Source organism: Pseudomonas sp. RC10-4-2 (genome assembly GCF_050433085.1).
Classification (GTDB): Bacteria; Pseudomonadota; Gammaproteobacteria; order Pseudomonadales; family Pseudomonadaceae; genus Pseudomonas; species Pseudomonas aeruginosa.
This window is the reverse complement of the sequence record NZ_JBNPXX010000003.1, coordinates 30,743-49,742: the sequence shown is the minus strand read 5'-3', so window position 1 is coordinate 49,742 and position 19,000 is coordinate 30,743. Positions and strand designations below refer to the sequence as shown.

General features: G+C 68.8%; 18 protein-coding genes. 6 read left to right on the top strand and 12 right to left on the bottom strand.

Annotated features, from left to right (window positions below; translation table 11 throughout):
* Position 1: 1 nt before the first annotated feature.
* Positions 2-766 (bottom strand): pyoverdine biosynthesis thioesterase PvdG, encoded by a 765-nt coding sequence (gene pvdG / locus FHW81_RS15980; RefSeq protein WP_003116905.1) that lies wholly within the window; start codon positions 764-766, stop codon positions 2-4.
* 643 nt (positions 767-1,409) lie between these two features.
* On the opposite strand from pvdG, the gene pvdS reads away from it, so the two are divergent.
* A complete protein-coding gene (gene pvdS, locus FHW81_RS15975) occupies positions 1,410-1,973 on the top strand; it encodes a pyoverdine signaling pathway sigma factor PvdS (protein WP_003113068.1) in 564 nt (187 codons plus the stop codon).
* Positions 1,974-1,989: 16 nt separating this feature from the next.
* On the opposite strand, the gene FHW81_RS15970 is transcribed toward pvdS, so the two are convergent.
* Complete coding sequence (locus FHW81_RS15970) at positions 1,990-2,457, bottom strand: hypothetical protein (protein WP_016253400.1); 468 nt, start codon at positions 2,455-2,457, stop codon at positions 1,990-1,992.
* A gap of 86 nt (positions 2,458-2,543) precedes the next feature.
* Positions 2,544-3,458 (bottom strand): polyphosphate kinase 2, encoded by a 915-nt coding sequence (ppk2, locus tag FHW81_RS15965; protein ID WP_003089666.1) that lies wholly within the window; start codon positions 3,456-3,458, stop codon positions 2,544-2,546.
* Positions 3,459-3,719: 261 nt separating this feature from the next.
* On the opposite strand from ppk2, the gene FHW81_RS15960 reads away from it, so the two are divergent.
* Positions 3,720-3,965 (top strand): hypothetical protein, encoded by a 246-nt coding sequence (locus FHW81_RS15960; protein WP_003113070.1) that lies wholly within the window; start codon positions 3,720-3,722, stop codon positions 3,963-3,965.
* Positions 3,966-4,005: 40 nt separating this feature from the next.
* On the opposite strand, the gene FHW81_RS15955 is transcribed toward FHW81_RS15960, so the two are convergent.
* The 3 genes from FHW81_RS15955 to FHW81_RS15945 are packed head-to-tail and all read right to left on the bottom strand — an operon-like array spanning position 4,006 to position 7,380.
* On the bottom strand, positions 4,006-5,010 hold the full coding sequence (locus tag FHW81_RS15955; protein ID WP_003116902.1) for a biotin/lipoyl-binding protein: 1,005 nt from the start codon (positions 5,008-5,010) through the stop codon (positions 4,006-4,008).
* On the bottom strand, positions 5,007-5,216 hold the full coding sequence (locus tag FHW81_RS15950; RefSeq protein ID WP_003116901.1) for a DUF1656 domain-containing protein: 210 nt from the start codon (positions 5,214-5,216) through the stop codon (positions 5,007-5,009). Before FHW81_RS15950 ends, FHW81_RS15955 begins: the two co-directional genes overlap by 4 nt.
* Complete coding sequence (locus tag FHW81_RS15945; protein ID WP_106120647.1) at positions 5,206-7,380, bottom strand: FUSC family protein; 2,175 nt, start codon at positions 7,378-7,380, stop codon at positions 5,206-5,208. Before FHW81_RS15945 ends, FHW81_RS15950 begins: the two co-directional genes overlap by 11 nt.
* A gap of 400 nt (positions 7,381-7,780) precedes the next feature.
* Here FHW81_RS15945 and FHW81_RS15940 point away from each other — a divergent pair, with 400 nt between their 5' ends.
* Together FHW81_RS15940 and FHW81_RS15935 are read left to right on the top strand one after the other, a co-directional pair.
* Positions 7,781-8,695, top strand: a complete 915-nt coding sequence (locus FHW81_RS15940; RefSeq protein WP_003089677.1) for a LysR family transcriptional regulator — start codon at positions 7,781-7,783, stop codon at positions 8,693-8,695.
* 114 nt (positions 8,696-8,809) lie between these two features.
* On the top strand, positions 8,810-9,079 hold the full coding sequence (locus FHW81_RS15935; protein ID WP_003089681.1) for a hypothetical protein: 270 nt from the start codon (positions 8,810-8,812) through the stop codon (positions 9,077-9,079).
* 135 nt (positions 9,080-9,214) lie between these two features.
* Here the strand turns inward: FHW81_RS15935 and FHW81_RS15930 are convergent, their stop codons facing one another.
* The 6 genes from FHW81_RS15930 to hflK form a co-directional block, all read right to left on the bottom strand.
* Complete coding sequence (locus tag FHW81_RS15930) at positions 9,215-9,760, bottom strand: DUF4946 domain-containing protein (protein WP_003102966.1); 546 nt, start codon at positions 9,758-9,760, stop codon at positions 9,215-9,217.
* Complete coding sequence (locus tag FHW81_RS15925) at positions 9,757-11,742, bottom strand: cation-translocating P-type ATPase (RefSeq protein WP_003102964.1); 1,986 nt, start codon at positions 11,740-11,742, stop codon at positions 9,757-9,759. Before FHW81_RS15925 ends, FHW81_RS15930 begins: the two co-directional genes overlap by 4 nt.
* Positions 11,743-11,770: 28 nt before the next feature.
* The gene (locus FHW81_RS15920; protein ID WP_003089693.1) at positions 11,771-12,205 is read right to left on the bottom strand and encodes a hypothetical protein; all 435 of its coding nucleotides are present in this window, start codon (positions 12,203-12,205) and stop codon (positions 11,771-11,773) included.
* A gap of 153 nt (positions 12,206-12,358) precedes the next feature.
* Positions 12,359-13,399, bottom strand: coding sequence for an SPFH domain-containing protein (locus FHW81_RS15915; RefSeq protein ID WP_060774219.1), 1,041 nt, complete (start codon positions 13,397-13,399; stop codon positions 12,359-12,361).
* Positions 13,396-14,421 carry a protease modulator HflC gene (gene hflC, locus FHW81_RS15910; RefSeq protein ID WP_031632959.1) on the bottom strand — a complete coding sequence of 342 codons (1,026 nt, stop codon included), beginning with the start codon at positions 14,419-14,421 and terminating at the stop codon, positions 13,396-13,398. Before hflC ends, FHW81_RS15915 begins: the two co-directional genes overlap by 4 nt.
* An 11-nt stretch (positions 14,422-14,432) precedes the next feature.
* A complete protein-coding gene (gene hflK / locus FHW81_RS15905) occupies positions 14,433-16,433 on the bottom strand; it encodes a protease modulator HflK (RefSeq protein ID WP_058202572.1) in 2,001 nt (666 codons plus the stop codon).
* Between the two features lie 687 nt (positions 16,434-17,120).
* Here hflK and FHW81_RS15900 point away from each other — a divergent pair.
* Positions 17,121-18,083 carry a hypothetical protein gene (locus FHW81_RS15900; protein WP_023090543.1) on the top strand — a complete coding sequence of 321 codons (963 nt, stop codon included), beginning with the start codon at positions 17,121-17,123 and terminating at the stop codon, positions 18,081-18,083.
* Positions 18,080-18,955, top strand: a complete 876-nt coding sequence (locus tag FHW81_RS15895; protein WP_003119384.1) for a hypothetical protein — start codon at positions 18,080-18,082, stop codon at positions 18,953-18,955. The genes FHW81_RS15900 and FHW81_RS15895 overlap by 4 nt, the downstream gene beginning before the upstream one ends.
* The last annotated feature ends 45 nt before the right edge of the window (positions 18,956-19,000 follow it).

Here is a 19,000-nt window from a genome sequence, read left to right as displayed (position 1 = left end):
CTCAACTGGCGGCGCGCATGCTTCCCCGGACCTTGTCCTTGTGCCAGCGCAGCAGATGCTGGCCGGCGTAGCGACGCAGCAGGCGCAGCAACTGCCCCTGCTGTTCGCGGATGAAAAAGTGCTGCCCGTCGAGCAGGTCGAGGGTGAAGTCGCCCCCGGCCTCATGCAGCCAGCCGAGCAACTCGGCGCTGCGCAGGCTGTCCTCGCGTCCGCCGAACAGGTGCAGCGCCGCGTCCAGCGGCCCATGCGCCTGGTAGCGGTAGCTGCCGGTGACGAGAAAGTCCGCTCGCACCACTGGCAACAGCATCTGCATCAGCGACGGATCGTTGAGGACGGCCTCCGGAGTACCCCTGTAGTCGCGCAACGCGGCAACCAGTTCGGCGTCGGCCTTGGCGCGCCGGTAGCCGCTGACATCGTTTTCGGCGGGCGGGGATACGCCGGAGAGGAATAGCGCCAGCGGCCCTTCGAGGCCGCGCCGACGCATGGCATGGGCCAGTTCGAAGGCCAGCAGCCCGCCCAGGCTGTGGCCGAAGAAGGCGTAGGGAGAAGCGCTATCGAGGGTGCCTTGCAGCTCGCCGGCCAATTGCGCGACCAGGCTGGCGGCATCGGTATGCAGGGCCTCGCCGAAGCGAAGGCCGCGCCCCGGCAATTCCAGGGGTAGCAAGCGGATCCAGCCCGGCAGGCTGGGCTGCCAGCGGCGGAACAGCGTGGCGCTGGCCCCCGAATAAGGCAGGCAGAACAATTGCAGGGAAACGGCCGGGCTCACCTGCCGACCTCCTTGCGCCGCTGTCGTGGCCCTCGTCCGGGGCAGAGCGCTTTCCCATGATCGATCGGCATTTCCGTCTCCTGCTGCGCACGCCGGGGCGCCGGGCACCTGCCCGCGCTGTCACAGAGGGGAACGGATAACAACGGCAAATAATTAGCGCATGTAACCGCAATCTCCGGGCAACCGCGGAGCATTGCGCGAAAGGACGCCAACCCCTATCCATTCTGATGGGTTGTGCCCGGCGCTATCGCCGCATCGGCGATAGCGATGTACGCCATGGAGCAGCCGGGAACGGTTGTCGCAGCGCCTTAGCGCAGTTCTTGCGCGGAACGCCGGCAGGAGCGGCGAGGCATTCAATACCGACTTCTAACTAGCTGATTCCTAAAGATTATTAAAAAAATTTCGTCTGCGACGCATGACTGCAACATTGGCGCGGCCATCCTTCTGAAACGCCGAAGAATTTCTCCCCTCCATCATTCGCAGCGGCTATTTGCCAGCATGCGGACCATTCACGAATAAAGGTGAGATTGGTTATTTCTTCGTAATTGACAATCATTATCATTCAACATAATTTGTTGCGCCATGTGTGGGTCTTACCCCACCGCCAGTGCTCTGCAGCCCCCTCCGCAGCAAGGTGATTTCCATGTCGGAACAACTGTCTACCCGCAGATGCGATACCCCGCTCCTCCAGGCATTCGTCGATAACCGTACGATCCTGGTGAAGATCGCCGCCCGCATTACCGGTTGCCGCTCGCGAGCCGAAGATGTGGTCCAGGATGCGTTCTTCAGGCTCCAGTCGGCGCCGCAGATCACTTCGTCGTTCAAGGCACAGCTCAGCTACCTGTTCCAGATCGTCCGCAACCTGGCCATCGATCACTACCGCAAGCAGGCGCTCGAACAGAAATACTCGGGGCCGGAGGAAGAAGGCCTGAACGTGGTGATCCAGGGCGCCTCGCCGGAAACCTCGCACATCAACTACGCGACCCTCGAACACATCGCGGATGCCCTCACCGAGCTGCCCAAGCGCACCCGCTACGCCTTCGAGATGTACCGCCTGCACGGCGTGCCACAGAAGGACATCGCCAAGGAACTGGGCGTCTCGCCGACCCTGGTCAACTTCATGATCCGCGACGCCCTGGTGCACTGCCGCAAGGTCACCGCCGAGCGCCAGGGCGACAACGTCACCCATCTCAGCGCCCGCCGCTGACGGCGGCGAGCATTCCTCAGCGCCGGTAGCGGCGCACCGACGCCGCCTGCGCCTCGGCCCTGGCGGCGAAATGGGTTCCCAGCAGCAACAGCGCCGCGCGCTTGTGGCGAAAATCGAAGGGTTGGCCGCAGCAGCGGCAAAGGCCCGGCGCGGTTTCGCAGCGCGCCTTTCCCAGCGTTGGCCTCGGCGGCTCAACGGGACCGTCCAGGTAGAAATGGTGGACCAGCGCCGCCAACCACTCCGCCACCCGCTCCGGCTCTCCCCGCTCCCGCGGCCCAAGGGCGTAAAGCAAGCCCGTGGGATCGCCACGCCGGCGCTCCTCCTCGATGAATGCGCAGGTCGCGACAGGTTCAGGACGCTCCTGCGCCGGTTCGTGCGACTCGTTGCACGCAGGCCGCTGCCTGTCGCAGCGGGCATATGGATCGGCCTCGCGGCGCTCGAGGGGCGACGGAAACGACAGGCTGGAGGCTGGAGACGGAAGCATGGCCGGCTACTCGTGGGGCTTGCCTGAGTAACGTCGCATCCCGCCGCGAATTTACCCGTCCAGCCCGGCGTCCGGCCGAACGGCCATCAATAGACTTCCGGCACGATGATCTCGCCGGGCGTCGGATGCCTGACGTAATCGGCGTGGCGCAGGCGCTCCGGCAGGTGTACCGGCGGCTGCGGAACTTCCCGGTAGGGCATCTGCTGCAACAGGTGGTGGATGCAGTTCAGCCGCGCGCGCTTCTTGTCGTCGGCCTGTACCACCCACCAGGGCGCCTCGGGGATGTGGGTGCGTTCGAGCATGGTTTCCTTGGCCTTGGTGTAGGCCTCCCAGCGCCGCCGCGACTCCAGGTCCATCGGACTGAGCTTCCACTGCTTGAGCGGATCGTGGATACGGCTGAGGAAACGCAGGTGCTGCTCGGCGTCGGAGATGGAGAACCAGTACTTGAGCAACTGGATGCCCGAGCGCGCCAGCATCTTTTCGAACTCCGGCACGCTGCGGAAGAATTCCTCGTATTGTTCGTCGTTGCAGAAACCCATGACCCGCTCGACCCCGGCACGGTTGTACCAGCTGCGGTCGAACAGGACGATCTCGCCACCGGCCGGCAGGTGCGAGACGTAGCGCTGGAAATACCACTGGGTCTGCTCGCGGTCGTTCGGCGCGGGCAGCGCGGCGACCCGGCAGACCCGAGGGTTGAGGCGCTGGGTGATGCGCTTGATCACGCCGCCCTTGCCCGCCGCGTCGCGTCCCTCGAAGAGAATCACCACCTTGTGCCCGGTGTGCACCACCCAGTTCTGCAGTTTCACCAGTTCCCGTTGCAGGCGGAACAGCTCGCGGAAATAGCGGCGCCGACTCAACTCGCCGGGCGCATCCTCCTGCTCGGGACCGAACAGCTCGTCCAGGTTCAGCTCGTCGTCGAGCAGTTCCTGCTCCAGCTCTTCGTCGTGTCGATCGAGCCAGTCGCGACCGATGCGGCCCGAGGTATCGCCATAGGAGTCCATGCGCTGCTCTCCACGTCATGCCGAAATACCGCGAATGCTAGGCGCGTCTTCATGACGTTTTGGTGACGGTTCGATGAAAACGTAGCGATCGCCCGCCGTCGAAAACAGTCGAAAGGTCACTGAAAGTCAGAAAATTCCCTAATCATTTGAATGACTTGGCCTAAGCTGGCCAGCCTCTCCGCACTTTCCACATGCTCCGCGCACCCCGGCGACCGCCGGGGCGAACCGCGCCCTTGCGGCGCCATTGATCGGAGATCGACCATGCAAGCGTTTTCCAAACAGCAACTCATCGATGCGCTGAATGCCCAGAGCAGCGACCTGGCCACCCTGCAGAGCCTGGTCATGGGCCTCTACCTGTGGATTCGCGACAGCCATGGCCAGGCCAGCGTCGATGCGGCCTTCCAGCGCGCCCGCGAGGAGGCCAGGCAATTCCGCCAGCAGAGCGGCAACCAGGCTGACGAGCGATTGATCCTGCACCTGGCGGAAATCGTCCGCGAACAACCCTGAGCCATGACCGGCACAGACTGACCGGTTCGGCCTGACTGACTCAAGGCCGCAAGGCAGTCCCGGGCGCCGCGGAATCGACTTTCGCGGTGTCCTCCGCGGGCAGCACCCGGATGGTCGCGGTCACACCGGCGCGCAAGGTGTTGCGCTGGCGATAGGCGGGATCGATGGCGATGCGCACCGGAATTCGCTGGGCCAGCTTGACCCAGGTATAGCTCGGGTTGATGTTCGCCAGCAGGCGCGAGCCCTCGGCATTCTCCCGGTCGGTGATGGCATGGGCGATGCTCTGCACGCGCCCGTCGAAGCGCTCGCCGCTCATCAGTTCCACCCGCGCCCGGCTGCCGACGCGGATGCCCGGCAACTTGGTCTCCTCGAAGTATCCGCTGACATAGAACGAATCGCGGTCCACCAGCGCCAGCAATGGCACCCCGGCGTGGGCGTAGTCGCCCTCCCGGGTCTGCAGGTTGGTCACGTAGCCGCTGACCGGGGCGCGCACCTGGGTACGTTCGAGGTCGAGACGGGCCTGCTGCAAGGCGGCTTCGGCAAGCTCCACGTTGGCCTGGGCCAGGCCGAGGCTGGCCTGGTTCCTCAGCAACTCGGCCTGGGCCAGGCTGACGTCGGTCTGGGCCTTTTCGTTCTCTTCCACCGATAGCATCGAGCGCTTCTGCAATGCCGAGCGCCGCTGCGCCTCGCTGCGGCGCTGGCGCAACTGGGCCTGGCTGGCCTCGATCGCCGCGCGCGACTCGCCCAGCGCCGCCCGCGCCACGTTCACCGCGCGCTCGGCGCGCAGCACCGCCAGTTCATAGCGCGCCGGATCGATGCTGAGCAGCAGCTCGCCCTTCTCCACGGGCTGGTTGTCGCTCAGCGGCAACCGGGTGATCAGCCCGGAAACGTCCGCCGACAGCGTCACCACATCGGCGCGGACCCGCGCGTCACGGGTCCACGGTGTGCGGGTGTAGCGTTCCCAGGCGAGGAACACCAGCGCCGCCGCCACCAGCACCGCCAGCAGGGTGGCCAGGCGTGGCCATTTGCCTTGCAACAGGTTCATCGGGACATCTCTCCCATCCACAGGATCAGACCGGCGCAGATCGCGCAGTACAACGCGCCCTGGAACAGCGCTTCGTGCCAGACCCGCTGCAACACGCCGAAGCGCCGCAACAGCGGGTTGAGCAGCAGCAGGATCAGCCAGGCCAGCAGCAGCGCCTGGGCGATCGGCGGCAGGTAGGCGCCCCCGACCTCGACATCAGCGGGCATGTCCGCCCTCCTCTTCTGGTTCTTCGACGACCGCCGGTGCGCCGCGGTCCTCCTCCAGCAGCGTCCGATAGCGTTGCAGCGACTGCTGCAGGATCAGTACCGCGACATTCATGATGAAGCGCTGCCGCGTCGCCCCGAGGTCCTTCGACGGCTGCGCCAGCAAGGCCTCCAGGCCCCGGCCGAAACGCCGCAGGGCGGCCAGGGCGAGGTCCTGCCGCGGGGCGTCCGCGCCGCCGGCTATGTAGGCGGCGACCTCGCGCAGCGCCTCGCCCAGCAGCGGCTGCAACTCCAGCGGCACCACCCCGGCGTCATGCAGCGGCTCGCGCAGGCGGTTCAACGCCACGCCCATCACCACGCAGCCCAGGGCGCACTGGAAACGTTCCGCCGCAGCCGGCTCCTGGCTCGCCGGCAGCAGGCCGACCATCACCGCCAGGCGATCGATCATCCGCGTCTCGAAGGCGAAGCGCTGCGCCTCGCTGGCCTCGCAGCGCGACATTTCCGCGACGTCCTGGCGCGACAGGTAGAGCAGCCGGCGCAGGCGCGGGTCGGCGCGGAACGGATAGACCAGGGCGAACACCAGCACGGCGAGGACCGCCGCGGCGAGGAAGCCGCCGACGAACTCGAACCACTGCGAAGCGTTGCTGTAGTAGACCGCGATATTCTGTGGCGCCACCATCAGCAAGGTCTCCAGGCCGATGCCCATGGCGATCCCGGCGCTCAGCGGGCTGCTCAGGCCGACCGCGACCACGTACAGCAGCAACGCCATCCACAGCGCCAGCCACTCGAAGTCGGCGGATGCCGGCAACAGCACGAACAGCAGCGCCGCCGAGATCAGGATCGCCAGCAGCAGCCCGCGCAGGAAGTTCTGCGCCGCCAGCAGCGGACGCGGGAAGGTCGCCATCAGCGAGCACATCACGCCGACCAGCAGCAGGCTGCTGAGGGCGCCGTTCCAGGCGCTGGTGATCCACAGCCAGGCGGCGCAGGACAAGGCGACGAAAGCGCGCACGGCGTTCATCGAGGCCAGCGCCCAGTCCAGGTGCAGCGCCTGCGCCTGGCCACGGCGGTAGAAACTGCTGGCGTGGCGGCCGGACTGGATCGCATCGTTGAGTTCGAGCACTTCGCCCAGGCGCTGAAACAGCCGCGCGTATTCCCAGCGCAGGATCGCCACCTGCGGGCGCAGCGCCGGGCTCAGCGCCTCGTCGTAGGACTCCGCGCGCGTCGCCGCGGCATCGAAGGCCTGGCGCACCGCCTGGAACTCCTCCAGCACCTCGGAGGGTACCGCCCGCCCCTGCTCGGCCAGCGCGTCCAGCACCCGCAACGCACGATCCAGCAGTGCCTGGATATCCGCCGGCAACGGCCCGACCCAGTGCGCCCGCACCAGCAGGCGATGCTGGCGCAGCAGCAACAGCCGCGAGGCCATCAGCACCAGCAGGTTACCCAGCAACTGCACCAGGCCATCGGCGCGGCGCAGGTTCGGCGCGTCGAAATAGAGGTGCCGGCGCAGGCCGTCCAGCGCGGTGATGCTGGCGACCAGTTGCATCTGCCGCTGGTTGAACGACTCGTCGCCCTCGTCGCCGCGGATCACCGCCGCGGCGTGCCGCGCGGTACTGCGGATCAGGCCGTCGACCTGGGCGAAGTAGCCCTTCGCCACCGCCTGCGGTCGCGCGCTGAGCAGGCTGACCAGGGCCACGCAGGCGACGCCCAGCAGGGTCTCGGTGACCCGCACCACGGCGAGCATGGAGGTGTTTTCCGGATCGGGAATCGACAGCACGGCGACGATCACCGCGGTGAAGCCGCTGAGCACGAAGGCGTGCGAGTCGGTGTAGCGCAGCAAGGTGCCGCCGGCGGTGCAGAGCGCCAGCCAGAGTCCCAGGGCGACGAAGAACGGCAACGGTTGCTGGGCGAACAGCGCCATGATCAGCACCGCCACCACGGCGCCAGCGAAGGTACCGAGGACCTGGGCGAAACTGCGCTTGAGAGCCATCCCGGCCAGCGGCTGGCTGACGATGACCACGGTCATCAGCGCCCACTTCGGCTGCTCCAGGTCGAAGAGGAAGGCCAGGTACAGGGTCAGCAGCCCGGCGGCGACGGTGCGCAGGGCGAACAGCAGGGTTTCCCGCGGCGGCCGCCAGAGCAAGCGGGCGTAGAATTTCAGCCCTTCCATGCCCGGCCCCGCACCTCCAGGCAACGGTTGGCCGCGGACCAGGCGGCGATGAAGCGACTCGACATGCTGGTTTCTCGTTCGGGATTCATGCGGCGGGTTCGCTTCCAGTCTAGAAGGCGCAAGGAAATCCGTGGCCGCCTACGGGGGCGGGCAGGTGCGGTCGGCCACGGAGCGACGAGTCGCGGCTACAGGGTAAAAGCCCCGACGGCCTTCCCGGTAGCGCGTCCAGGCGAAAACCGTTTTCGCTGAGAACGAACGCTGCGGCGCCTTTCGATTGGGTAAGCTTGCTCAAGGCTGGATCGATTTAGCTTGCGAATCAAGCGGATAGAAAGCCCAAGGAAAACGACCAGGAGGAGCCGAGAATGCGTCGAGCGATTGCCACTGTATCGTGGGCCCACCGATGAGCCTGCGTTTCGACGATATCGAAGCCTTCCTCAACGTCGCCGAACTCAACAGCGTGACGTCGGCGGCCGAGCGCATGAGCCTGTCCAAGTCGGTGATCAGCAAGCGCGTCAGCGATCTCGAACGACGCCTCGGCGTCCGCCTGCTCTATCGCACCACGCGCAACGTCGAGCCGACCGAGGCCGGGCATTTCTTCTACAAGGCCGCTAAGGCCTCGCTGCAGGAACTCAACAACGCCGCGGAGATCGTCGCCCTGCGCGAGAACGACCTGTGCGGCGAATTGCGCATCGTCACCCCGATGAGCTTCGGCACCCTCTGGCTGTCGCCGATCATCGCCGACTTCATGAGCCAGCACCCGCGCCTGGAGATCGTCCTGCAGATGGACGACCGCCTCACCGACTTCGAGAAGGAAGGCTACGACCTGAGCATCCGCGTCACCCGCCTGGACGACAGTTCGCTGATCGCCCGGCCGCTGGCCAACAGCCAGCGGGTGGTCTGCTGCAGCCCCGACTACGCGGAACGCCACGGCACGCTGGACACCCTCGAACAACTGATGCAGCACGAGTGCCTGGGCTACAACAACGCCACGCCGAGCCAGGTCTGGACCTTCGAACCGGCGTTCCCCGGCGCCAAGCCCCGTGCCGTCTCGCCACGCGGACGCTTCAGCAGCAACAACGGCCAGGCCATGCGCGACGCCGCCCTGCGCGGCCAGGGACTGGCGTTGCTGCCGCTGTTCATCGTCGCCGAGGACCTCAAGAACGGCCGCCTGGTGGACGCCGCGCCCGGCCTGCGCCCACTCGACGACGTGATCTACGCGATGTATTCGCGGGCGGCGGCGATGTCGCCGAAGGTCAAGGCGTTCATCCAGCATCTCCAGCAGGCGCTGTCGATCCCGCCCTGGGGCAACGGCTGAGCGACCGAACCATTCCGGCGAGGCTCCGGTCAGATACTGGGCATGCGGAGAAGACTCCCAGGAGCCTGTCGTCTCTCCCCCGTCCGGCCACCCGGCCCACAAAGGAGAACTGCCATGATCGTGCGTACCCTGCTCATCGCCGCCGCCCTGCTCGGCGGCACCGCCCAAGCCGCCGAAAGCACCGACCTGTGCGGCGCCAACCTGCAGAAGCTGGACGATATCCTCGCCGTGCGCGGCAAGACCTCGGTCACCGGTGCGCGGGTCACCGAGGTCAAGGAACTCCAGGCCAAGGCCAGGCAGGACCAGGCCAGCGGCGACACCAAGGGCTGCATCACCGCCACCACCCAGGCCCTGCAGATCCTGCAGAACGCCGGGAAGAAATGATCCGCGACAGACGCAAGGCGGATAACCGCAAGCGGTTATCCGCCCTACCCCAATGCAACCCTCCGTAGGGCGAATAGCGCCGCAGGCGTTATCCGCCGACACTCCAGCCCCCGCCCCGACCGCGTCCGATTTCGCTCATTCGAAGCGCAGGCTTTCCCGCACCGCACGGATTTCTGCCTGGCTGGCGTCGTAGGCCTCGGCCAGGCCGGCATAGGACAGCGAATAGGCCGAGGTCTTGCCGGCCGCGGCGAGCAAGGTCTGCTTCATCACCACGGCGCCGCGCTGGCGAATGGTGCAGGTGGTCTCCAGCGCCGCCAGCCCGCCGGTGGTGGACGGCTGCGGCGAGGTGCAGGCGGTCTGCAGGCCGTTGCGCAGGAACTCGATCTGCACCAGCTTGCGCATGTGCCCGAGGACTTTCTCCAGGTTCACTGCCTGCCCGCTCTGCAGGGGCATCCGCGTTACCTCCATCACCAGTGCCTGGGAGCCGTCTGCCTGCAACTTGACCGCGCGCTGGCGCTGGCCGGCGCCGGCCTGGCCGGGCTGCGCGGCGGGCAGGTCGCTGACCTGCCAGCCCGCCGGCCAGCGCGCCATCGACGCCTCGGCCAGGCTCAGCGCGGACAGCGTGCCGACCGCCAGGGCCAGCCAGCGCCAGCCGTTGCGTCGCGTTTGCGCCTGCCTCACGGTGTACCCTCCTCTTCGCGTCCCTCCACGGCCGGCCGGGGCTGCCCGAGGGGCTCCTCGAAACGCAGCAGGCGTCCGGCATTGCCCAGCACCAGCAAGGTGCTGAGGTTGTGCAGCAGCGCCGCGACCATCGCCCCGGCCGCGCCGAGCAGGCCGAAGGCTGCCGCGGCGACGATCGCCAGGGTCCAGCCGAGGCCGATCGCCACGTTGACCTGCAGGGTCCGCCGGCATTGCCGGCTGAGCCGCACGCAGGTGCCGAGGCGGCGCAGGTCGCTGCCGATCAGCACGATATCCGCCGAGGCCAGGGCGATGTCGGCGCCGCCGGCGCCCATTGCCACCCCGACCACACCGGCCTTCAGCGCCAGCGAATCGTTGATGCCGTCGCCGACCACCATCGGCCGGAAACCGCTGCCGATCTCCGCGCCGACCTGGCGCAGCTTGTCCTCCGGCAACGCCTGCGCCACCAGTTGGCGAATCCCCACCTGCTTGGCCACGGCGTCGGCCACCGCCCGGCGATCGCCGGTCAGCAACAGTTGCCGGCCCAGACCCAGTTCGCGCAGATCGGCCAGGGCCTCGGCGGCCTCCGCGCGTACGCTGTCGGCCAGCAGCAGCCAGCCGAGGAAGCGCCCGTCCAGGGCGATTCCGGCGATCGGTCCCTCATGCTCCGGCACCTCGCTGGCGTCGATGCCCAGTTGCTGGAACAGTTCGGGCCGGCCGAGGGCGGCTTCGCCCGCCGCTGTTCGTGCGACCACGCCGAACCCCTGGCGTTCGCGAATATCGCTCAATGGATGATAGGCATCGTGCGCCGCCAGGGCTGCCAGCGCTCGGCTCACCGGATGGCTGCTGGCGGCACCGAGGCTGGCGGCCAGGCGCAGCACCGACGCCTCCTCGGCGGCATCGGCCAGGCGCAGCGCCTGCAGGCGCAGGCTGCCATGGGTCAGGGTGCCGGTCTTGTCGACCACCAGCGAAGTCAGGTCCGCCAGCTCCTCGAGGAAGGCCGAGCTGCGGATCAGGATACCGTGGCGGGCGGCCACGGCGATCCCGGCGATAGCCGTGGCCGGGGCGGACAGCACCAGGGCGCAGGGACAGGCGGCGACCAGCACGGCGAGCATGGCCTGGGCATCGTTGGTGACGAACCAGGTGACCGCGGCGATCAGCAACACCAGCAACATGTACTGCCCGGCGTAGCGCTCCAGCAGGCGGGTGATCGGCGGCTTGGCGCGCTCGGCCTGTTGCATCAGGCCGATCACCTTGCCCAGGGTCGAGGCCTCGCCGGTACGGGTTATCTCGATGCGCAGCAGGCCGTCGAGGTTGATCGCGCCGCCGTAGACCTCCATCCCCGGCGCCACCTCGAGCGGCACCGACTCGCCGGTGATCGGCGCGGTGTCGAGACTGGCCTGGCCCTGCAGGACCCGCCCGTCGGCCGGAACCCGGTCGCCGGCGCGCACTTCCACCTGGTCGCCCGCTCGCAGGCTGGCGTTGTCCACCTCGCTCAGGCTGCCGTCGGCCTCGATCCGCCGGGCATGGCTGCGGGTCAGCTCGCCGAGGGCGGCGATGGCCTCCTGGGAGCCGATCACGCTGCGCTCCTCCAGTACATGGCCGAAGATCATGATGATCGGCAGCAGCGCGGCGGTCAGCAGGTCGCCGCTGGCCCAGGCGCCGAGCATGGCCAGCGCGATCAACTGGTCGGTGACGCCGTGCAGGCTCGGATGCCGCAGGCTGTCCCAGGCCGAGCGGGCCACCGGAAGCGCCACCAGCAGCGACGCGACGCCGAGCAGGATCTGGCTGACCCCGGCCTGGTCCGCCGCCAGCCAGCGCCAGGCCAGGCCGAGCAGCAACAGGCCGAGGGCGAGCATCGCCAGGCTCAGCTGGCGCGCGGCGCGGCGCTGCTCGTCGCGGCTGAGCAGGCCGCCGCCGAACGGCAGGTGATGATGGTGATGCGCGCAGCCGCCATGGCTGCCGTGGGCGGTCGGCTCGCTCATGCGCACCTCCCGGGGCGAGCCGCGGCGGCTATTGCGGGAAGCGCGCGTCCGGCCGGCGTACGTAGTCCAGGGCTTCCTTCTCGGTGAGCTCCCAGATCTGCTTGACCTGCCCGTTGTTGTCGCTCTTCAGGCCGACGAAACTGCCCTTGAGCTGGGGCATGCGGCCATAGACGATGAACAGGTTCTGCGCCGTGCGGATGCGCACCGACGGCGCCACCGAATAGCTGACGGTCTTCTTCCCCAGCCCCAGGGTGAGCACGCTGCGCAGCAGGCTCTGCTTGGGTTTCTTCAGGGTGATGACCGGGTACTGCGCGCTGGCCACGAAGCCCACCAGCATGTCGCTCGGCAACTGCCGCGCCAGCGCCTCGCCGCCGCACAGCAACAGCGCCAGCCCGCACAGCAGGGCCCTGCCGGGTGATAGCCGCGCACCGTTGCCCGTGAATGGAATACCGCCTGCCGTCATTGCCCGTCCCGTTCGCCTGGTTGTTCGACTCGGCGCCGCGTTCCGCTGGCGGAAGCGCGTACCGAAGGTTGATGCCGACGCAGGGTAGCCGTTTCACGTTCGCTTGTCCGTCCATTGTTTCACAGCCCGCGAAGGGCACCGTCGGGCAGCGGCTCATGGCTGCCCACCTTGCAGAATCAGGCGGCCATCGTCGCGCGGATCGACGCTGCCGACCGAACCGGCCTTGCCGAGGATCGCCGGCACCCGTTCGCGGTACAGGCGCCAGAGCAGGCCGGCATCGGTCGCGCCCAGCGCCGGGGCCAGGCCAACGATGCTGGCGGTGTCGCGGCGCGCCTGGGCCAGCCGTTCGCCGGCCTCGGCGCGGGCGAGCTGCAGGGTGCGGTCGGCCCCCTCGGTGGCGGCCTGGGTGAGTTTCTCCGCCTCGGTGCGCGCCTTGGCGACGTTCTGCTCGGCCAGTTGGCTGGCGGTCAGCACCGCGTTGAAGGCGCTTACCGCATTGCGCGGCAGGCTCGACTGCACGTCGACCCGCACCACCTGGATGCCCAGCCCGCTGCCGGCCGCGGCCAACGCCGCCAGGCTGTGGTTGATGCCCTGCACCAGGTCGCCGCGCAGGCGTTCGCGGCGCTCGGCGACCGCGCTGTCGTTGCCGAGCAACTCCGGGCGCGCCACCAGGATGGTGTCCAGGTCGCGCGCGGCGCAGACCTGCACGGCGTTGCGCGCCACCAGGCGGTCCAGCGCCGGCAGCACGTGGGCGCCCTGGAGGACGTAGGCGTACGGGTCATCGACCTTGTAGAACACCCGCACGTCCAGTTGCACCACCCCGGCGTCGCCGGTCAGCAGGTAGCCGGAGCCGGCCAGCGCGTCGCTGGACAGGCTGACGTCGAGGTCGGCGCGACGCGCCTGCTCGGAGCGCAGCAGGCCCTCGACGCGGCGTTCGATCACCTGTTCGGCGGACGGCAGCAGCACCACCTGCTCCAGCGGCTGCGGCCAGGCCAGCAGCAGGCCGGGACCGGCCAGGCGCTCCAGCGCGCCCAGGCGCAGCACTACGGCGCGGTTCTCCGGGCCGATCTGGCGGACGTGGGAAAACGCCCAGGCCAGCGCCGCCAGGAGGGTCACGCCGAACAGTGCGAGGAACGCCAGGCGTCCGGCCTGCAGCCAGGGGCTGCGCAGCCCCTCGCGCGCTTCGCCGCTCATGGCCGGCGCCCGTTGGCCGGCGCTTCGGCGGGGAACGCCGGCGGCCCGTCGACCAGCACGCGAAACGGTGCGGCATCGGTGCGCAAGACCAGGCGGGTATCGCCGTTGACGATGGTGCCGAGGGTGTCCAGCGAGCGCAGCAGGTTGTACAGCTGCGGCGAACCGGCGTAGGCCTTGCCGTAGATGCGCGCCGCCTCGACCCGCGCCTGGGCCTCGATCTCCGCGGCTTTCACCGAAGCCTCGGCCTGGATCACCCGGGCGTCGCGCTCCGCCGCCGAACGGATCTCCGCGGCCTGGCGACGGCCCTCGGCGGTACGCTCGGTGGCGATGGTCTCGCGCTCGGCGCGCATGCGGTCGACGGTGGCGCCGAGGGTCACCTTGGGCAGGGTCAGGCGCTCGATGCCGACCTGCACCACCTTGACCCCGTAGGTCGCCAGCAACTGATGGTCGATCTGTTCGCGCAGGCGCGCTTCGAAGTCGCCGATACGCACCCGCGACGCCTCCGTATTCACCAGGTCGGCCAGGTCATAGGCGCTGGCGGTGGTTTCCAGCGCCGAGCCGACGAAGGTGCGCAACTGCCGGGCAGCCTCGTCCGGCTGGTTGCGCACCGCGCGCATGAAGCGCTGCACGTTGTCGGCGTCGCCCTGGACCTGCCAGGCCACGTAGGCCTGGACGATGATCCGCAGGCCATCGCGGGTACCGACGTCCTGCAGGCCGCTGGAGGTGGTGCGCAGGCGCAGGTCGACCGGGATCGCGCTCTCGAACGGCAACGGCAGGCGCCAGGCCAGGCCCGGTTCGAGCAGGACCCGCGCCGGGTTGCCGAAACGGGTGATGACCATCGCCTCGCCGGAACGTACCTGCACCAGGCAAGCGGCGGCGACGGCGAACAGCACCAGCAGCGCGGCGACCAGCAGCCGGCGCCAGGGCGGCGCGGCCTGTGCGCCATGGCCGTGATCGTGATCGTGATCGTGATCGTGATGATGCTCGTGGTGGCTGTGCGAGTGGGAGTGACCGAGGCTCAAGAGCGCTCTCCTCATGGTGCGGATTGCCCGGCCGCGGACGCCGGAGCGGCGGACGGACGGGACGAAGACGGGGAATCCAGGCGGCCGAGGCCGAAGCTGCGCAGGTCGATGGTCGGCGCGCCGGCGCCGGCGATGCGGTGGTCGATGAGCAGCAGGTTGGCCTTGCCCAGGCCGAGCCCGAGCTGGCGGTAGTAGGCCTCCAGCAGGAAAGCCTGGCCGGCGTCGGCATAGCCTTCCCGCTCCGCGGCGAAACGCCGGTCGGCGGCCTGCGCGGCGGCCAGGGTCTCGCGGGCCTGCGCGCTGGCCCGGTCGTGCGCCACGCTGGCCTGTAGTTGCGCCTCGTTGCGCTGCGCGGCGGCCTGCCCGCGCTCGCGGGCGATCAGCGCCTGGGCGGTGATCTGCGCGGCCTGCACCGCGTGGTAGGCGTTCGCCGCACCGGCCGGCGGATGGATCGCCTCGACCGCCGCGCCCAGTACCTCGACGCCGCTGCCGAGGCGGTCGAGGTCGGCCTGCACGGCCTGGCCGATCTGCTCGGCCAGGCCCGCGCGCTGCTCGCCGAGGACCTCATCGAGGGTCCGCGAGGCGAAGGCATGCACCAGTACGCGGCTGGCGGTGCTGCGCACCAGCGTCGGCACGTCGACGCTGCGGTAGGTCGCCGCCAGCGCCGCCGCGTCGTCGAGAGCGATGCGGTAGACGATGCGCACGTCCATGTTGACGATCTGGAAGCTCTGCCGGCGGTCGGCCAGGCTGGCGATGACCTGCGATTTCTCGCTGACGTGGGAGGCGTCCCACAAGCGGTTGGCGCTATCCGGGGCCGGACCTTCGGCGGGCGCGAGCGGCTCGGCTCCGCCGTCGCCGGCGGCGACGCTGGTGGCCAACTCGTGGACCACCCCGTTCTCCACCGCCAACACCCGCCCCAGCGGCCAGGGCAGCCCCAGGTGCAGGCCGGGGCCGAGCACCGCGACCGGCTTGCCGAAGCGCTCGTAGACGCCCCGTGCATCCATGCCGATCTCGCGTACGCCGCTGAGCAGCCAGCCGCTCAGCGACACCACCGCCAGCACCGGCAGGAACGCCCGCCGCATGAAACCGAAGGCCCAGACCTGGCGCAGGTCGATGCCGAAGCGCTGGTGCAACTCATGCTGCAGACGCTGCAGGGGACGCGGCGGCCAGCGCAACAGGTCGGCCAGCAGGCTGGTGGCGACCAGGCGCGGTTCGAGGCCGGCACGCTGCGGCGCGAACATCGCCAGGATCGCCCTGCCCAGCAACTCCAGCGCCAGCGCCGCCGGCAACAGGCCGAGCAGTACCGCCAGACGCGGGGCCCAGGGGTGTCCCTGGCGAGCCAGGAACAGACAGAGGGCGGCCAGCACCAGGGTACCGATCAGCGCCCGCGCCAGTTGCCCGAGGGCCGGGGCTTCCGGCCACTGCGCCGGCCCTTGGCTGGCGAAGCGACGTTCCAGCACCAGCACCGCGAAGGCCAGCAGCAGGCAGATCCCGATGGCGAGGTCGGCCGCTTGCCCGGAACTGGCCGGCGGCAGGTCGAGACGCCAGCCGGCGGCTACCAGGCACAACGCCAGCGCCGCGCTCGCCGCCAGCCACAGCGCAGCGTGCCCGAGCTGGGCCAGGCCGTGGGCGATGGCCTGGCCCAGGCGCTCCAGCAGCCGTTCATAGGCGCTGTCGGCGGTGGCGTCGGGTTCGTCCCGCTGCCAGCGCAGCCAGGCAGGCCGCGCGCTGGCCTCCGCGCCGAGGACCACGCAACGCCAGGCCGCGACCCGGTAGGCCGCGTGCAGACCGGCGAACAGGACCAGCCAGGCCGCGCCGAGGTTGTACAGCAGCGGCGGCCAGAGCGAGTCGGCGGCGAACAGGCCGATGAAGAACCCCAGCACGGCGCAGGCGGCGGCCAAGGCGACGCTGGCCGCTGCCCATCGCCACAGCTGGCGCAACTGCCGGGGCGCCTGCTGGAAACGCGGCAGCGATTCGGCGGCGACGCCCTCGGCGTCCAGGTCGACTCTCATCTTCACTCCAGGCAAAACTCGAAGGTACCGGCCAGGCCGGCGCAAACGCCCGCAACTTTATAACAATGCGCGTTAAGAAGTTGTCATGATTTGAAAAACAGTCTGCATCCCAAGGCTCTTGACTGGAAGACGAGAGTCTGTGTGCAGCACCCTGGGCAACACCTAACCAATCGAAAGGTTCTAAGCAGCCGGGAAAAACCACCGGACATCCGTGCAAACGACCATTCGTCGGCAATTCTCATTCAAATCGGATTTCTTATAACCAATCCGCATAGGCCTACCGGAGCCCTCATCTCCCCCGCAAAGGCACGCCATTCCGGGCCTCGACGCGTAGCCGGCAGGCCTTTTCGCATAGCCTGACGGTTTTATAACAGCGGCAGAGCGTCAATAATCCGACCATCGACTGTGATAGCGTCAAAAAAGAATCATATCGATCCTTTGTAGCGTTATCCGGTGCCATGCAGTCCTTATCGAACAACCGCCGGGGCCTCGCCAAGCCCCGGTTCGAGCCACGCATTGCGTGGTCGCAGCAAACGTTTGTGCGGATTACCCCAGGAGGCTCGCCCATGACCGAATCGACTGCCGGGGCCGGAGTCCATGGCACAGCCTCCGGACAGGCTGGCGAAAGCCCTGCCGCGCGCAGGGAACGATCGCCGGTGACGGATCGTCGATGAGCCGGGGGAAGCCATGCGAAGCCTGATCGGGATGACGTTCCTGAACTCCTCCGTAGGCCAGCGCCGGCTGCGCCAGAACGGTATCGTGCTGCGCCTGGGACCGGTAGTCGCGGATCGCCGGCGCGCGACCCTGCCGCACCGGCAAGGCCACTGCCTCGATCGTCAGGACCTGGAAACCCTGTTGCTATGGCTACAGCGGCACTTCCTCTGCGTTCCCCTGGAACACCTGCTCGAAGGCCCCGCTCCAGCCTGCCTGCGGATCGCCCTGAGCGTCGACGGCAACCCTGCGGAACTGGCCGAGCTGGTCTATCCGCTGCTGGAACGCTACGAAATGCCGGCGAGCGCCTTCATCGGCGGTGACCCGCGCAGTTGGCGCGAAGCGGTGGCCGAGACGCTCTGGCAGGCCGATGCGACTGCCGCCGGACCCTTGCTGGAACTGCTGGAGGGTTACAGCGGCGCGGCACTCATGGCGGTGTTCGAACGCACCGGCGACGACCAGCGTCGCAGCCGCAACCTCGACCTCCTCCTGCGCAAGCTGGAACGCCTCGACCCGGCCTCGCAGCAGGCCTTGCACGCGGCCTGCCCGGTTCCCGCACCGTACAGCGCTGGCGACTGGGAGCGGGTCCGCCGCCTGGAAAACAGCGGCCTGCTTCGCTTCGGCCTGCGCGGACAGGAGCCGCACCCATCGGCAGGCCTTTGCGCCGAGGACTGTCTCGGCCGCGCCCACCGCCAGCTCCAGCAGCATTGCGCCGCCCCCCTACCGGTGTTCTGCCAAGCTCGCACCACACCCGCCGCGCAACCCGGCCTGCGCGCCGCCCTCGGTCGGCTTGGCTACCGCTTCGCCTTCGGCGCGCGCAATGGCCTGGTGGATACCCGTTGCGACCCGCTGGACCTGCCGCGCATCGAGGTGGATGCGGCGATCGCCGCCCGTCCCGGCCGGCTGGCCTGGCACATCTATCGTGGAGCCCGCCCATGAGCATGGCTTCCAGCCCGTTCCCAAGGAGGCGCGACAGGCAGTCGCCCTCCGCCGGAAGACCGCCCGAACCACGGGAAGCGAACGCGCCGTCGCCCGCCATGCCGCAGCGACGCCGCTCTCAGGGATATGGCCAGCCCAGCTGGCCCGGTATCAGCAAGGATCGTCCCATGACTGCAGACACCCCTACCTCTGTCGCTACCATCAACCACCTGCTGCTCGGCGCGCCCTACACCAGCCCACTGGTGATCCCCGGCGACTGGCTGGTCGACGAGCTGGAAGGCGCCGTGGAGGTCGGCGGCTTCACCGACGGCCTGTTCCGCTGGCCGACGCGCAAGCGCAGCGGCCGCCCTTCGCCGATTCTCTGCGGCGACCTGCTGCGCGCGGTACGTACCGAATGCGCCGAGTCGGTGCAGTTCTGGTGGGGTTTCAGTCCGAGCCTGGTGGGGCGCTGGCGCCGCGCCCTCGGCGTGACCCGCCGCAACAATCCCGGCGACCAGGCGGTGGCGCGCGCCCGCGCCGCCCTCGCCCGCTCGCTGGACCGCAAGGCGCCGCCGAAGGCACCGGCCGCCTGGTCCAGCGAAGAAGTCGAGTTCATCCGCCGCCACGGCAGCAAGCGCAGCCTGGCCTGGTGCGCCTACATGCTCGGCCGCAGCTACCAGAGTGTCGCCAGCAAGGCCGAGGAGCTTTCCCCGCACAGCGGGCGCGACCGCAACAATGCGATCTGGAGCAAGTCCGAGGAAGATCTGTTGCGCCAGCACTACCAGCAGCGCGGCTCGCTATGGTGTGCGCAGCAGACCGGCAAGACCCGCGCAGCGGTATTCCACCGGGCCAAGAAGCTGGGCCTGCAACGGCAGCGGCCGAAACACCCGTGAGGCCGGTCGCCGCCCTCTCCCGCCGAGGCGAGAGAGGGCCAGTGC

Coding starts and splice junctions, on each gene's coding strand:
- ppk2 (WP_003089666.1), bottom strand. CDS start 3,458: ATGGACTCCTATGGCGATACCTCGGGCCGCATCGGTCGCGACTGGCTC.
- FHW81_RS15940 (WP_003089677.1), top strand. CDS start 7,781: ATGAGCCTGCGTTTCGACGATATCGAAGCCTTCCTCAACGTCGCCGAA.
- FHW81_RS15955 (WP_003116902.1), bottom strand. CDS start 5,010: ATGAACCTGTTGCAAGGCAAATGGCCACGCCTGGCCACCCTGCTGGCG.
- pvdS (WP_003113068.1), top strand. CDS start 1,410: ATGTCGGAACAACTGTCTACCCGCAGATGCGATACCCCGCTCCTCCAG.
- FHW81_RS15960 (WP_003113070.1), top strand. CDS start 3,720: ATGCAAGCGTTTTCCAAACAGCAACTCATCGATGCGCTGAATGCCCAG.
- FHW81_RS15920 (WP_003089693.1), bottom strand. CDS start 12,205: ATGACGGCAGGCGGTATTCCATTCACGGGCAACGGTGCGCGGCTATCA.
- FHW81_RS15925 (WP_003102964.1), bottom strand. CDS start 11,742: ATGAGCGAGCCGACCGCCCACGGCAGCCATGGCGGCTGCGCGCATCAC.
- FHW81_RS15895 (WP_003119384.1), top strand. CDS start 18,080: ATGAGCATGGCTTCCAGCCCGTTCCCAAGGAGGCGCGACAGGCAGTCG.
- FHW81_RS15935 (WP_003089681.1), top strand. CDS start 8,810: ATGATCGTGCGTACCCTGCTCATCGCCGCCGCCCTGCTCGGCGGCACC.
- FHW81_RS15900 (WP_023090543.1), top strand. CDS start 17,121: ATGCGAAGCCTGATCGGGATGACGTTCCTGAACTCCTCCGTAGGCCAG.
- FHW81_RS15915 (WP_060774219.1), bottom strand. CDS start 13,399: ATGAGCGGCGAAGCGCGCGAGGGGCTGCGCAGCCCCTGGCTGCAGGCC.
- FHW81_RS15945 (WP_106120647.1), bottom strand. CDS start 7,380: ATGGAAGGGCTGAAATTCTACGCCCGCTTGCTCTGGCGGCCGCCGCGG.
- FHW81_RS15950 (WP_003116901.1), bottom strand. CDS start 5,216: ATGCCCGCTGATGTCGAGGTCGGGGGCGCCTACCTGCCGCCGATCGCC.
- hflK (WP_058202572.1), bottom strand. CDS start 16,433: ATGAGAGTCGACCTGGACGCCGAGGGCGTCGCCGCCGAATCGCTGCCG.
- FHW81_RS15970 (WP_016253400.1), bottom strand. CDS start 2,457: ATGCTTCCGTCTCCAGCCTCCAGCCTGTCGTTTCCGTCGCCCCTCGAG.